Source organism: Shewanella scandinavica (genome assembly GCF_031932065.1).
In the GTDB taxonomy this organism is placed as follows: domain Bacteria; phylum Pseudomonadota; class Gammaproteobacteria; order Enterobacterales; family Shewanellaceae; genus Shewanella; species Shewanella baltica.
Window position 1 is genome coordinate 1 of the sequence record NZ_JAUOES010000023.1, and the last position, 13,955, is coordinate 13,955.

The window sequence follows — 13,955 nt, forward strand, 5'->3', positions numbered from 1 at the left end:
AAGCGAACTTAGACAGAATATCGACACTTGATAAAGTTAAAGACTCAAACAAAGCAAATCAGCTTTCCGAATTATTATTAACGTGAGCCAGAGATGGACACGGTAATAAACAGAATTTGCTTGGTGACAATAGCCTTGTGGAACCACCTGATCCCATCCCGAACTCAGAAGTGAAACGCAAACGCGCCGATGGTAGTGTGGGGTCTCCCCATGTGAGAGTAGGTCATCGCCAAGCGCCTAATTATCTCATTGAGATGCAACGAAGCCAGCTGAATAAGCTGGCTTTTTTGTGTCTAAAATGTGCACGTTTTAGTATTTTTGAAAGGGTTTTATTGGTTGAAATGACATTAAGCTGTGAAGTGGGAATGGTTTACTGGGCTCTTTTTAATGAGCTTAAGTTTTACTCAGTTCTCATTTTATGAACTGTAATATACCGCCAGTTCATAGTGATACTCAGCTGGCGGTCTGAAATAGATAGTTGTGGTTAGAGGACAAATATCCTCTACAACGCGGGCGTGTTCTATGGGTTATTCTTTATTGATTTTGGCTTTGAAGCTGGCTTTGGTACTGTCGTTGGCTTGTTTGTACCAGTAATCAAGCATTTGACTGATTTCAGCTTGGCTAGGTGTGGTTGTAGGAGGCACAGAAGTGGTTGGTTTGCTCTTGTCATTGACTGCTACGGCTGATGATGACATTACTGCTGGCGCGATCAAGCTTGTGGATACGACGGCGGGTGCTTGGCGTATGTGTGGCTGGCTTGCCAATATTGGTGCAATAGCGTCGTTTGGTTGTGTTGTCGCGGTATTCATAGTGAGATTTAATGAAGCCGGATGATTGCTAAGGTTGTACTGCAGTATCTCGTGTTCGAAATCCCGTCCCAGTTGGATCCCATTCTTAATCAATTTATCGCTGGTAAAACTCACTGCTTCATCTTGAGCATTTGATAGTGCCAGCTTGGGTGACTCATCAAATTTCTTGGCATCTCTGGCTGAGTTGATGGCGGGAAGTGTCAGGGTAAGTGTTTGTGCTGACGCATCAAAACGGACGATGAGCACGTCGGATAGATAATGCACTGAGTCAGCTTGTTGCCTGTATTGCGCGGCATAACGGAAGGCAATTTGATTGATACCATCGGCTAAAACGAGGTTGCTACTCTTTACGGCTGGCTTGCCATTGAGCGTTAACACTTCAGCATTTTTAGGCAGATTGAGATTAACATCGGCTGTTGCTGGCTGCACTGCAACCAGCATTAACGCGGTGGCACATAAGATTGATTGATATTTCATAAGCTTTCTCTGTTGTTGCGAGGACGCCGCTAAATAATAAGGTAGATTTCTGACGACACAAAGCAGGTTTAACCTTTAGTGTGGAGCAAGATGAACTAAATGGCGACACACTGTTTATAGCGCGCAGATTAGCGTTAATTTAATCGGTAGGGAATAAAAAAGGCTCACGAAGAGCCTTTTTGAGCATGATATTGCGGGATTGAACGCTTATTTGGTTAGGTTGATGCTATAAACGGCGAAACCCAGTTCATCGTTGCTGATCTTCTTCATTTCACGTTGTTTATTGGCTTCGATAAAGGCAGCGGCTTTGTCACTGTCTTGGGTTTCGAAGCGAACGTCTAATGTGACGTTGGTAGTGATGGTTTTGAAATCCCAGTTGTAATCGGCACTTGGATTGACCATACCTTCGTACTTACCCGTGGTTTCGTTGTACTGAGATTGCGCTGTAATATAAGCCGCTAACGCCTCACGGTTGGTATCGGGCAGTTCAAGGACGACATGGTCGCTACCCGTACCGGCAAACTTACCACCAAAGGCGCGATAGTTATTTGAGGCGACGATAAACTCTTTCGCGGCAAATTCTTCACCTGTGATGACTTTACCGTTTTCGTCTTTATAGCTTAAATCAACGATACGGTTTGCGTTGGCATTAACGACGGCGCAATCGCGGTCAAACTTACTCGGTTGAGTGACATCAATTTTGTAAGTTAAGCCATCGAGTACGTCGAAGTTATAGGTTGGATGGCCATCCCAGTTGATTAACTCTTGTGGGGTGGTTTTTGCTGGGTCGATTTGATTGAACTGATTGGCTGAGCACTCAAGCCAATCTTTCAATTCGGCGCCCGTTGCTTTGACTGCCACCATAGTATTGGGATACAGGTACAGATCGGCGGCGTTTTTGAAGGTCAGTGGACCTTTATCGACTTGCACAAATTGATCGGCATCGCTGGTTGTACCGTGGCGACCGCCCGCTTTAAAAGGTGCAGAGGCTGACAGTACTGGCAGCCCTTTTAATGCTGCAGGTAATTTCGCTTTAACGTTAGCGATTTGCGCATCGGAAACGATTTGTACCGTTGGGTCGTCCTGCACTAAGGTAAGGAAGCTATACATGTCCGCCGCAGCGACACCGATAGGTTCATCCACAAAGGCGAGGGTACCTTGGTGCTCTGCTGCGACTGCATCGTGAATAGCAGCATCCGCTTCAACCAATGGGGCTTTATTTGCGCCATCATAGATAGGGCGTGCTTGCGTTTTCGCACTAAGGACATGCCACTTGTCATCTCTACGCTCAAGTTTAAAGTCAACCACCCCTAAGTTATCGCCCCAACGACCTGGCATCACTGCGGGGACGCCGTTCAGTAGGCCTTTAGTGACATCGGTATTGGGTAAGTCGGCATACTTAGTATCTGGGAAGATAGAGTGGCTGTGGCCGAATAGAATCGCATCGATACCGTCAACATAAGTCAAAGCGTAAGTGGCGTTTTCAGCCATAGGATCGCCAGGATTTTCCGTCGAACCAATGCCAGAGTGTGGAATGGCGATAATGATATCGGCCCCTTTGGCTTTCATTTCTGGGACATATTTTTTCGCGGTGGTAACGATATCTTCAACCGTAACTTTCCCCGTCAGATTTTGCTTATCCCACAATAGAATTTGTGGTGGCACAAAGCCAATATAACCAATGTTAATGGTTTGATTATTACCTTCGCTGTCGATAATATTTTTTTGTTTAATGATATAAGGGGTGAATAAATGCTCACCTTTTTTCACCTCTTTCCAGCAACCCTTATCGTCGGCGCAATAAACGTTTGAGTTGATATAAGGGAAATCTGCACCACTAATGGATTTATTTAAGAAGTCTAAACCATAGTTAAATTCATGGTTACCGATATTACCGACTTCATAATCTAATAGGTTCATGGCTTTATAAGCAGGGTGAACATCGCCCATTTGCAGGCCAACTTTGGCCATATAATCGCCCATAGGGCTGCCTTGTAGCAGATCGCCGTTGTCGACGAGGACGCTATTCTTGGCTTCGCTGCGTGCAGCGTGGATCAAGCTTGCAGTGCGGGCAAGACCGATTGTGGGATCGTCTTTACCACTGTAGTAATTGAAATCCATGATATTTGTATGCAGATCTGTGGTTTCGAGTACCCGTAAATCGGCTTGAACGACTTTGTCGTCATCAGAATTACAGGCGCTGACACCAAGGGCGGCAGTGATCATCACTGCGAGTATTTTCTTATTTAACATAGTTGTCTCTATTTATATTTATTTGACCCCAACGCATGTTCCGTAAAGAGCATGCCCATCATCCCGTTAATTCAGCGTCATTTAACTGTTAGGTTAATTTGTCGCTAAGTTAACGAGCGGGAATTATAAAGACATTTGATGATCTGAATGTGACATTAATCGGAGAAAAGCTGTTTCAAATTGTGACTTAGAGTGCGTCTGCCTAAATAATGAGCCATTTGGCCTGTGTATTTGTTACATTGAGGTTTAAATAATCACAGCAAAAAGTTTATTAAGAAGAATTAATATTTGTTATAGAAACGGTGTTTTATTTGCTTATATCGTTTTTTATGTTGAGGATATTTGGCTTAAAAATCCACTTGGATTGTTTTAAATAATTCTTTTTACATTGAATTTTAGCTAATCCTCATCACCTTTGCTTGCAAGCACTTAGCAAGGATCGCAGCACATTAGGCGTAGCTTAGCGTTGGCATAGGTACCTGTAGACTCGAAATACACATAAAGTGATACAAATTAGCGCCGCAGTGGCGGGGTAAAACTTGGCTGAAATGCGCGTAACTTGTTAAGGTAGTTCATCGAAATTGACGACCGTAGCAACAAGCGTTCGTTGACTCAGACTGTTTTAAACTGAAAGCCAAAATCCGTTAGCGCGCACCTTTCACCTTAAAAATACAAACGAAAGGGCAGCAACATCCAAGGGAGTTAATATGCGTAAGTCCGTTATAACCACAGCCGTGGCCGCGGCTTTGTTACTTGGCGCTTGTTCAGACAAGCCAGCCGCCAGTGCCAATGAAGCTAAAAATGCCGTAGCGACTCAAACTGCTGCTAAAGCAGAAGCAACCAATGTGTTGCTGAGCAAGAGTCCACTGCAGGATCAAGCGCCACAATTTAACCTTATCCATACTGCAGATTATGCTCCTGCCTTCGAGCAAGGCATTAAAGCCCATGATGCTGAAATCGCTGCCATTGTGAATAACAAGCAAGCGGCCAGTTTTGACAACACCATTCTGGCGATGGAAACCTCAGGTGAATTATTAACGCGGGTGTCGCGGACCTTCTTTAATCTCGCCGGTCTGATTTCTGATGATGATTTCCAGAAAACCGAAGCAGATCTTGCACCTAAGCTATCTGCCCATCGCGATAATATTTATCTCGATCCGACGTTATTTGCCCGTGTTGAAGCGGTATATCAACAAAAAAGCAGCTTAAATGCGGAAGATCAGCGTCTAGTTGAATACTACTATGAGCAGTTTGTTCGAGCTGGCGCGAAATTGTCGGCTGAAGATAAAGCTAAAATGCGCGACTTTAACGCCGAGCTTGCAACCTTAGCGACGGACTTTTCACAAAACAGCTTAAAATCATTTAAAGATGATGTGATTGTTGTGACTGATAAAGCCCAGTTAGCTGGTTTATCTGACAGCGAAATCGCCACCTTAGCCGCTGCCGCTAAAGCTGCTGGAAAAGAGGGCTATTTGATTACCTTAGTGAACACGACTCGCCAGCCTGTGCTTTCTAGCCTGAGCAACCGTGAACTGCGCCAAAAAGTGTGGGAAATCTCGGCGCACAGAGCTGTTGCAACTAATGGCCCATTGATTGTTAAAATGGCGCAAATTCGGGCTAAAAAAGCCAACTTATTGGGATTCGATACTTGGGCATCCTATGCGGTTGCCGATCAAATGGCGAAAACCCCAGCCGCTGTGTATGAAATCCTCGACGATTTAGCACCAAAAGCCTTAGCACGTGCCAAAGTAGAAGCTGCTGATATTCAAGCTGAAATCAAAAAGGCGGGCGGTGATTTCGAGCTTCAACCTTGGGATTGGGCTTATTACGCCGACAAAGTGCGTAAAGAGAAATATGATCTCGACGAAAGCAGCATCAAGCCCTATTTCGAGTTTAATACTGTGCTGCAAGACGGGTTGTTTTTCGCGATGCATAAACTGTATGGCATCAGCTTAAAACCGCGTACCGATTTACCCGTGTGGAATCCCGATGTCTTAGCCTTTGAAGTCTTTGATAAAGACAACAGCTCTATCGGTTTGTTCTACCTTGACCCTTATGCCCGTGAAGGCAAAGGCGGCGGCGCGTGGATGGATGAGTTCGTCACCCAAAGCGGTCTGCTTGGCACTAAGCCCGTTGTTTATAACGCGCTGAATATTCCTAAGCCAGCCGATGGCCCAACGTTAATGACCTTCGATGAAGTGACCACTATGTTCCATGAAATGGGTCATGCGGTTCACGGTTTATTCTCGCAGGTGAAATACCCAAGCGTGGCTGGCACATCAACCGCACGTGACTTTGTTGAGTTCCCATCCCAGGTTAACGAAGATTGGAATATCGATCCTGCTGTGATTGCTAACTATGCCAAACACTACAAAACGGGTGAGCCAATTCCTAAGGCACTGCTCGATAAAATCTTAGCCTCAAATAAGTTTGGCCAAGGTTTTGATACCGTTGAGTATCTGTCGGCTGCCTTGTTAGATATGGAATGGCACTCTATCAGCGCCGATACTCAAATTAGCGATGTAGAGAAGTTTGAACACCAAGTGTTAGCTAAACACGGCCTCGATTTTGCGCCAATTCCCCCGCGTTATAAGTCGAGCTACTTCAGCCATGCCTTCTCCGGTGGTTATTCAGCTGGATATTACGCGTATTTGTGGACCGAAGTGTTTGCCGCCGATGCCTTTGCCTACATGGGCGAGCATGGTGGATTGAAAGCCGATAATGGTGACAAATTCCGTAAGGAAGTCTTATCTAAAGGTAATAGTGAAGATCTCATGCAAGATTACATTCACTTTACCGGTAAAAAACCGACAACAGATGCACTGTTAAAGCGCCGCGGTTTAGTCGACTAATCGATTCGTTGTAAAAAGGCCCAAAGGCTTGTTAGGGAAACCTAGCAAGCCTTTTTTATTGACGTCGGGGCGGATTTATTCATCATTTTTGTTTCCGCTGGATACTCTCCAACCCTATTCTCATCGATTGAATCAGAATACATCTACAATCCCTCAATGGAATATAACGCCATATGCAACAACGGATAAGGTTTACCCTGTCCATCAACGGGTGAGCGACCCGTTACTGAAAAACCAATATGTTGGTAAAAACCTAATGCTTGTTGATTCTGCTCATTAACATCCACCTTTGTGGCTCCCAGTTCTTTAATGGCATGTGTCGCTAGCATGGAACCAATACCTTTTCCGCGCGCGTCAGGTGAGATGAACAGCATTTCAATATTGCCATCATGTACCCCGCAGAATCCGAGTATTTCTCCATTGTCATTTTTAGCGCACTTTAAGTGAACGGCATCAAAATACTGTTCGAGGATCAGCGGCTTTAATTGTTGTAGATCTTCTTCTGCTAAAAAGTCATGGGTTGCTCTTACCGATGCTTCCCAAATATCGAGCAGACTAAGATGATCTGCTTTTTCTACCATCTCAATATTCATCATATAACTCTATTGAAGATTTAATGTCGCCTAAGCGGTGAATTAAAGTGGGTTAACATGTGAAGCGGAAACGTACCAACCTTTACGAATCCGCCTTTAAAAAGGATATGATTACGGATGAGATCCGTAGTAACCTTGTCGACAATTATGATAGAAAATTTATGTTTTTCAAAATTTATCTGACATCGACACCTAATTGCTTATCGTCACCCATTATATTTTTTGGTTATATTATGGCGTGTTGTTAATGTTTTCTAATGATAAATATACTTAAACTAATATTAGATAATAGAGCTTGTATTTACTGTGCTTACTTAAATATTCGTTTTGCTAAGCTTTGTCTAAACACGATTGGATCCTTGCGTAGAGTTTCGTAAAAGGCAAGGAAGGTTAAATATTTAGCAGACGACATTAACCAGTTCGCTAATAACGGAAAAATAACAAAGCAGAGAAAAATCCAGGTTTGTTTGTGTTCAAGTACTAATAAAAACAGTAAGTAACAAATGAGTTGAAAATAGACGTTTATTTTATTGATTTTAACTGCTCGAGGTCTACCTCGTATAATTAATACGTTTGGTATAACAATACTCAGGGTCATGATCACTATACTTGATGCGAAAAGGATACCAAACTCTTCGTTTGTTAATTTACCGAATAGCGTTTCAATAGTATGGAAAAGTAAAGGGCCGATAGCACCCGCACCAAACATAAGGAACATGATGACTGCAATACCAGCGACAAACACGCCGATAGATAAGTCATGTTTCTCAAAAAAATTATCTGACATAGACTCTGAATTCCTTATAGCTGACTATTGTTAGGTTGTTGATTTTTCTACCTGTACGCCTTATTGCTAAGGTTAAGGCTAAGGCTAAGGCTAAAGCTGGTACTTACTGTATCTTTACATTCTCGTAATATTAATCGAATGGGATATTAGTGGCATAAAGGAATCATAGGGAATATTCATGGTCTATAAAAACCACTTCGGCACCAATTGTATTTTGGGAAGCATCCAGAGCTTTGAATATTCGAGTGGTATTGAGTTCGTTCTGTAATCGCAGTGTGAGCAGTTTTTCTTTATTTGCTTGAAATGGAGAGCTTACTAGGGCATTAGACATAATCATTTCCATTGATAATTTTAAAAATATCCTTATATGCGGCAACACAGTACTAAAATATTCAGCCAATTAATAGGTTATTGTATAAGTTGCTGAATAAAATTATAAGAAAACGGGAGCCGAAGCTCCCGTTGTTTATCTTGCCTTTGGTAAATGATGATTGGTGATGTTACTCGGCCAGTAATCCGCGGCTACGCAGCAGCGGCTCTATGCCGGCTTCTTTACCGCGGAAGTTTTTATACATCAGCATAGGATCATCGCTGCCGCCTTTCGACAGAATATTATTACGGAAGGAGTCCGCAGTGGCCTTGTCGAAAATGCCGTTTTCTTTAAAGGCTTCGAAAGCATCCGCGCCTAAAATATCCGACCACAGGTAGCTGTAGTAGCCTGCTGAATAACCGCCCGCGAAAATATGCGAGAAGTAAGTGCTGCGATAGCGTGGGCTAATTTCTTCAATCAGTCCCATTGCCGCTAACGAGTCTGCTTCAAACTTGGCCGCATCCTTTGGCGTAGTGTCGGTTAGTGTGTGCCAATCTAAATCGAGCTTAGTGGCTGCCATGTATTCAACGGTGGCAAAGCCTTGGTTGAACTTACTGGCCGCTTGGATTTTCTGCACTAGCTCTTGCGGGATCACTTCGCCGGTTTTGTAGTGCTTGGCAAATTGGGCTAACACTTCTGGCTGAGTCATCCAGTTTTCATTCACTTGCGATGGGAACTCAACGTAATCGCGAGGTACGGCGGTGCCACCCTGTGAGCGATATTCCACGTTCGATAACATGCCGTGTAGGGCGTGGCCAAATTCGTGGAATAGGGTGCTGGCTTCATCGAAGGTCAGCAGCGCTGGCTCACTGCCCGCTGGGCGAGGGTAGTTCAATACGTTAACAATAATAGGTTTAGAATCAACGCCATTCATATGGTATTGCTTGCGGAAAGAGTTCATCCAAGCGCCGCCACGTTTGCTGTCGCGGGTGAAATAGTCACCCATAAAGATGGCCATCAGCTTGCCGTCTTTATCGTAAACTTCCCAAGTACGGACTTCTGCATTGTATTTGGGTAAGTCGGTACGCTCTTTAAAGGTCAAACCGTATAAACGATTAGCCGTGTAGAACACGCCTTTTAATGTACTGTCGAGTGAGAAATACGGGCGGGTTTGTTGCTCGTTAAAGCTGTACTTAGCGACACGAATTTTGTCAGCATAGTAATCCCAGTCCCACGCTTGCAGCTTAAATTTACCACCTTGTGCGTCAATCATGGCTTGCATATCCGCGACTTCCGCTTTGGCTTGGGCCAATGCCGCTGGCCATACTTTGTTGAGTAAGCCATAGACGTTTTCTGGCGTTTTAGCTGTGCGTTCTTCTAACACGAAATCCGCATGGGTTTTATAGCCCATCAGTTGAGCACGTTCAGCACGCAGGGCGGCAATCTTCGCGAGGATAATCTTGTTATCGTTGGCGTTATTGTTGTTACCGCGCTCGATATAACCTTTGTAGAGTTTTTCACGTAACTGGCGGTTATCGGCATAGGTTAAAAACGGCGTGATAGAAGGGCGAGAAGTGGTGAATACCCACTTGCCTTCATGGCCACGTTTTTTCGCGGTTTCAAAGGCGGTTGCAACCACATCAGCGGGTAAACCTGCGAGATCGGCTTTGCTATCAACCACTAATTCGAAGGCATTGGTTTCGGCTAATAGATTGTCACCAAAGGCTAAATTGAGTTTACCGATCTCTTCGTTCAATGCGCGCAGTTTGGTTTTATCTTGTTCGCTTAAGTTAGCGCCGCCACGGGTGAAAGATTTATAGGTATCTTCCAACAATTTGGCTTGGGCCGTGCTGAGTTTTAGGCTGTCTTTCGCGTCGTGAACGGCTTTGACTTTTTGAAACAGTTTGTCATTGAGCAGGATATCGTCTTCGGCGGACGATAACATAGGCGACACTTCTTTGGAGAGTGCTTGCAATGCTGGCGTAGTATCGGCGCCTGTCAGGTTAAAGAAGACATTAGAAACGCGCGTCACTAGATCGCCAGAAAACTCCATGGCTTCAATGGTATTGGCGAAGGTGGGTTTGGCTTTATTATCAACAATCGCTTGAATTTGTTCGTGTTGCTGAGCTACGCCCGCTTTAAAGGCTGGGAGGAAATGCTCTGGCTTGATCTTATCAAAGGCCGGAATTTCCATAAACGTATCATAGGGTTTGAAGAATGGATTGGTCGCATTCTGACTGATAATCTGCGCTGACACGGCATTGGGCGCTGCGCTTGCTTGAACACTGGCTTCGGGTTGTTGTGTGCTACATGCGCCCAAAGTTAAGGCTAAAGCGATGGCACTTAGCGTGAGCTTAGCCGTGCGGGCTTGCGGTTTAAGGGTTAGTCCCTTCATTATTTTTTCCCCGTTAGGTCGATTATTGTTATGGGTGATTGTTTGATGATGGCCATGGATTTCAGCAAATATTGAAGTCTACGCGCGGCTAAAACCATTAATTTATCTTAATGTGACTGTTTAACATGTATCGGACTAGGGGTTCCATCGATTTTGTGTTTAGTTTGTAACAAATGTTTTGTTTCAGGCTTTTAAGCAAAATAATATGGCAAACTGGCTGAGGATGTTATCGCGTCTCGGCGCTTTATTGGCAACATCATTGCTCAAGGCTGTAGTCGAAGATAATAGCCGCAAACACGTCGTAGATGACTGGTGTAAGCCACACCTTGCACTAAACCAGCTTAATCCATTTTCAACCGTCTCTTGCAGTACGGTCCTAAAACACGAATAACAATAATAGGATCTTCTATGTCTCAATCTGGTATTCAACATGCTCGCGTACGTCGAGCGTTATCCTTGGTATTACTGACTGCGTCCAGCTGGGTTATGCCGCAGTGCATTGCGGCGCCAGCGCCAGCAACAACAGCGACTAACACAATCGTCCCCCAGTTAAGCCCAAATGCACTAAAGGTCGCCGATTATGCGGTCGCAAAATACGATGCGGCTATGGTGCAGAGTTTGACTCAGTTGGTGAGTTTTAATACCCAAGCGGTTGAAGGGCAAACGCCAGATACCAATCCCGCCTTTGTGGGCTTTAAGTCGAGTTTAAAGCAACTCAGTCAGGAGCTCGGGTTAGATTATGCCGATCATGGTTATGTGGTATTGATTGGCTTAGATGCCAATTCGGCTGTGAACAATGAACCTAAAAAGTTAGGCATAGTCACCCACGGCGATGTGCAACCAGCTAATCCTGCTTTGTGGGCGCAGAGCCCTTATCTGCTTGATACTCAATCGGAGCCAGGCAAACTGATTGGCCGCGGCACAGAGGACGACAAGGGCGCCATTGTCACTGCCATGTATGCGATGAAGGCGATTAAAGATAAACACATTAAGCGAGATAGACGCATTGAACTCTTGGTTTATCTTGCTGAAGAGTCCGACTGGGAACCACTGAAAACCTTTTTAGCCAGCTACACGCCAGCGGACATGAACATTACTATTGATGCCGAATACCCCGTGGTTACCGCCGAGAAAGGCTGGAGCAAGATTACCTTTACAGTGCCCAATATTACGATCTCCAATATAGAAGCGAAAGCAGAGGCTTCAACTCAAGCGCCCACGTTAACGGCTTTCTCTGGTGGCTATTTTGCCAGCCAAGTACCGCAGCAGGCTGAAGCAGAAATTGAGGCGGTTTCACCTGCATTGCTGACAAAGTTACAGACCAGAGCAGCCGCGCAGCAGGGGATGAAATACCGTTTTGAAAACCATTGTGTCGATAAACAGTGCAACTTGCATATTTTTGCCGACGGTAAAGCCGCCCATTCATCCACTCCTGAAGATGGAGTCAATGCTGTGACCCATTTAGCGGCATTGTTAAGTCCCGAGTTGCAGGATGAGCCTTGGCCGCAAACCAGCGCCTCCTTAACCGTTGCCGCCATGGACGAGCTGGTGGGTTTAGGCATTTACGCCGAGCAGTTTGGTGACTTAGCTTATAAAGATGATTTTATGGGACCGCTGACCTTAGCCCCAACTGTGGTTGTGCAAACGCAGAAGGGTACTGAGGTGACTATTAACTTACGTCGCCCTGTCGGCAAAACACCAGAGTTACTCGCTAAGCAAGTCCGTGAAGCCCTAGTCTTGTGGCAGGATAAATACCAAGTGCAGCTTGTTGATATCGAAAGTTATTGGGGTGAGCCTATGGTGATGAAGGACGCGCCGCAGCAACAAACTCTGCTCGACGTGTTTGCCCACTTCACTGGCATAGTCGATCCTAAACCCGTTGCAATTGGCGGCTCAACCAACAGTAAATTATTCCCCAATGCCTTAAGCTTTGGCCCTGCCATGCCGGGCGTGGAATACACAGGCCATACTGAAAAAGAGTTCATCACCCATAAGCAATTTATGCTGAATCTAAAAATGTACACCGCAGCGTTTATCGAGCTATCGGCGGTTAAATAGCGCTCTTTGTGAAAGTGATTTTGGGATGGCACAAAAGTGTTGGGTAGCAATAAAGTCTGTATCAAGTATTAAGCCAAGTATTAAGGGTTAATTGAACAATGGCGGTTAAATCTTAGATTTCCGCCATTTCAACTCTAAATACTCAAAGGCAGAAAGGCTCAAAGCTAGTGAGTTATATCGTCAGTTGTGCTGCATGAATTGTCATTGTTTCCCCTGTGACTCGCCATAAACTCGTCCCTGAGGGCTCGACGACGGCATCCATGCCGCCAACGGTCACAGTTGCAACAATGCCAATCTTAACTAACACTTCTGCTGTTCGTATAGCTAAAAAGATATTGCCCCATTCCGTGTTTCGGCGTAGTTCGCTGACAGCTCTCGAGTCATGATTGATGACCAAGTGGCTACTTTGACTGTGGCGATTCTGGCGCCAGCAGAGTATGAGAGGCTGTATTTTGAGGGTTTAGAAAGGTGTACTTAAACGCTAACAACATAGAGTCTGGAAAATATAGGCTACTCGAAAGCAGCCTATATCGGCAGTGTTACATATCATTTTTTCGAAGACTTGCTAGGTTTTAAATCGGGGTTGTTGCCGGGGGTGTTTTTATTGTCACGTCTGCGTTGATCAACTTTACCAGTAGAATCAGCAATCGGTTTTGGACCTGGTTTAAGAGCCATAATAGTTAACCTTATTTTTAATGAGGGAATATCCTCACTTTAGTAGATGAGGGTGTGAAATCAGGTTTCAAGGGATGCCAAAAAAATATTTTAACTTCTCACTGGTGACTCACTCTAACCAAGAGTGTTTCATTGCCTGACCTTTAAAGGACAACCTTTTACCGGAAGTCACCCCGGTGAAGCTCTTGTGATAAGGCTTTTGACACAGCGGTTATTCTCTCTGGATGTTAAATTGCATCCAAAACAGATCCACAAACTTAATGAAATCCTGCGGACTACTGGTAGGGAGGATGTTGAGTGTTAGATGTGTCTTTATTAAGCGTGCTCAGACGTTGATGTAAGCTAAGCATCCCGTCTTAGGTGGCGAGCTGAATAGCCCAGAACACGAGTGGGAGTTTCAAGGCAATAAAGTCTGTGATGCTCATGATCCCGAAGGCAATATCTTTCAGGTCCGGGGCAGTATGCTGTAACAACTGGTTCAAACCATTCGCTTCGCTCATTGGGACGGGCTTAAAGCCCGCCCCTTAACCAAACGTAGAACTAAGCCGCTGCGCGGAGCCCAAAAGAGGCTCAGTTGAGTATATTATCCTCATTAAATCAGCTAAACTTAAAAAAATATGAAGGATTACAACAATGACAAAGGATTTTCAATGAAATACGTAGAAACCACGCAATATTATTTTTTCAAAAAAGCTCTACAGCTCAGAGGCTGTGTCAAAGAAATAAAATCCAATGACGTGAAGAAT

Annotated in this window: 9 protein-coding genes and 1 rRNA gene; 3 read left to right on the top strand and 7 right to left on the bottom strand. The window is 44.7% G+C overall.

Annotation, left to right across the window (positions count from 1 at the left end; all coding sequences use genetic code 11):
• Positions 1 to 119: 119 nt before the first annotated feature.
• Positions 120 to 235: ribosomal RNA gene (rrf, locus tag Q4Q50_RS17290) — 5S ribosomal RNA — on the top strand.
• A gap of 292 nt (positions 236 to 527) precedes the next feature.
• Here rrf and Q4Q50_RS17295 read toward each other — a convergent pair.
• Together Q4Q50_RS17295 and Q4Q50_RS17300 are read right to left on the bottom strand one after the other, a co-directional pair.
• A complete protein-coding gene (locus Q4Q50_RS17295) occupies positions 528 to 1,286 on the bottom strand; it encodes a DUF2057 domain-containing protein (protein ID WP_311900410.1) in 759 nt (252 codons plus the stop codon).
• Positions 1,287 to 1,493: 207 nt separating this feature from the next.
• Positions 1,494 to 3,539, bottom strand: coding sequence for a bifunctional 2',3'-cyclic-nucleotide 2'-phosphodiesterase/3'-nucleotidase (locus Q4Q50_RS17300; RefSeq protein ID WP_311900411.1), 2,046 nt, complete (start codon positions 3,537 to 3,539; stop codon positions 1,494 to 1,496).
• 707 nt (positions 3,540 to 4,246) lie between these two features.
• Between Q4Q50_RS17300 and Q4Q50_RS17305 the strand changes: the two genes are divergently transcribed.
• The gene (locus tag Q4Q50_RS17305; protein WP_311900412.1) at positions 4,247 to 6,391 is read left to right on the top strand and encodes a M3 family metallopeptidase; all 2,145 of its coding nucleotides are present in this window, start codon (positions 4,247 to 4,249) and stop codon (positions 6,389 to 6,391) included.
• Positions 6,392 to 6,534: 143 nt separating this feature from the next.
• Here the strand turns inward: Q4Q50_RS17305 and Q4Q50_RS17310 are convergent, their stop codons facing one another.
• From Q4Q50_RS17310 to Q4Q50_RS17320, 3 genes are all read right to left on the bottom strand, one after another.
• Positions 6,535 to 6,984: an acetyltransferase gene (locus Q4Q50_RS17310; protein ID WP_012587398.1), complete on the bottom strand. Its 450-nt coding sequence runs from the start codon at positions 6,982 to 6,984 to the stop codon at positions 6,535 to 6,537.
• Positions 6,985 to 7,294: 310 nt separating this feature from the next.
• Positions 7,295 to 7,771, bottom strand: a complete 477-nt coding sequence (locus Q4Q50_RS17315; protein ID WP_311900413.1) for a hypothetical protein — start codon at positions 7,769 to 7,771, stop codon at positions 7,295 to 7,297.
• Between the two features lie 500 nt (positions 7,772 to 8,271).
• A complete protein-coding gene (locus tag Q4Q50_RS17320; protein ID WP_311900414.1) occupies positions 8,272 to 10,476 on the bottom strand; it encodes a M3 family metallopeptidase in 2,205 nt (734 codons plus the stop codon).
• A 408-nt stretch (positions 10,477 to 10,884) separates the two neighbouring features.
• Here Q4Q50_RS17320 and Q4Q50_RS17325 point away from each other — a divergent pair, with 408 nt between their 5' ends.
• On the top strand, positions 10,885 to 12,534 hold the full coding sequence (locus tag Q4Q50_RS17325; RefSeq protein WP_311900415.1) for a dipeptidase: 1,650 nt from the start codon (positions 10,885 to 10,887) through the stop codon (positions 12,532 to 12,534).
• 172 nt (positions 12,535 to 12,706) lie between these two features.
• Here Q4Q50_RS17325 and Q4Q50_RS17330 read toward each other — a convergent pair whose 3' ends face one another.
• Positions 12,707 to 12,841 carry a hypothetical protein gene (locus Q4Q50_RS17330; RefSeq protein WP_259563962.1) on the bottom strand — a complete coding sequence of 45 codons (135 nt, stop codon included), beginning with the start codon at positions 12,839 to 12,841 and terminating at the stop codon, positions 12,707 to 12,709.
• A 724-nt stretch (positions 12,842 to 13,565) separates the two neighbouring features.
• On the bottom strand, positions 13,566 to 13,709 hold the full coding sequence (locus Q4Q50_RS17335; RefSeq protein ID WP_172599573.1) for a hypothetical protein: 144 nt from the start codon (positions 13,707 to 13,709) through the stop codon (positions 13,566 to 13,568).
• Between the last annotated feature and the right edge of the window lie 246 nt (positions 13,710 to 13,955).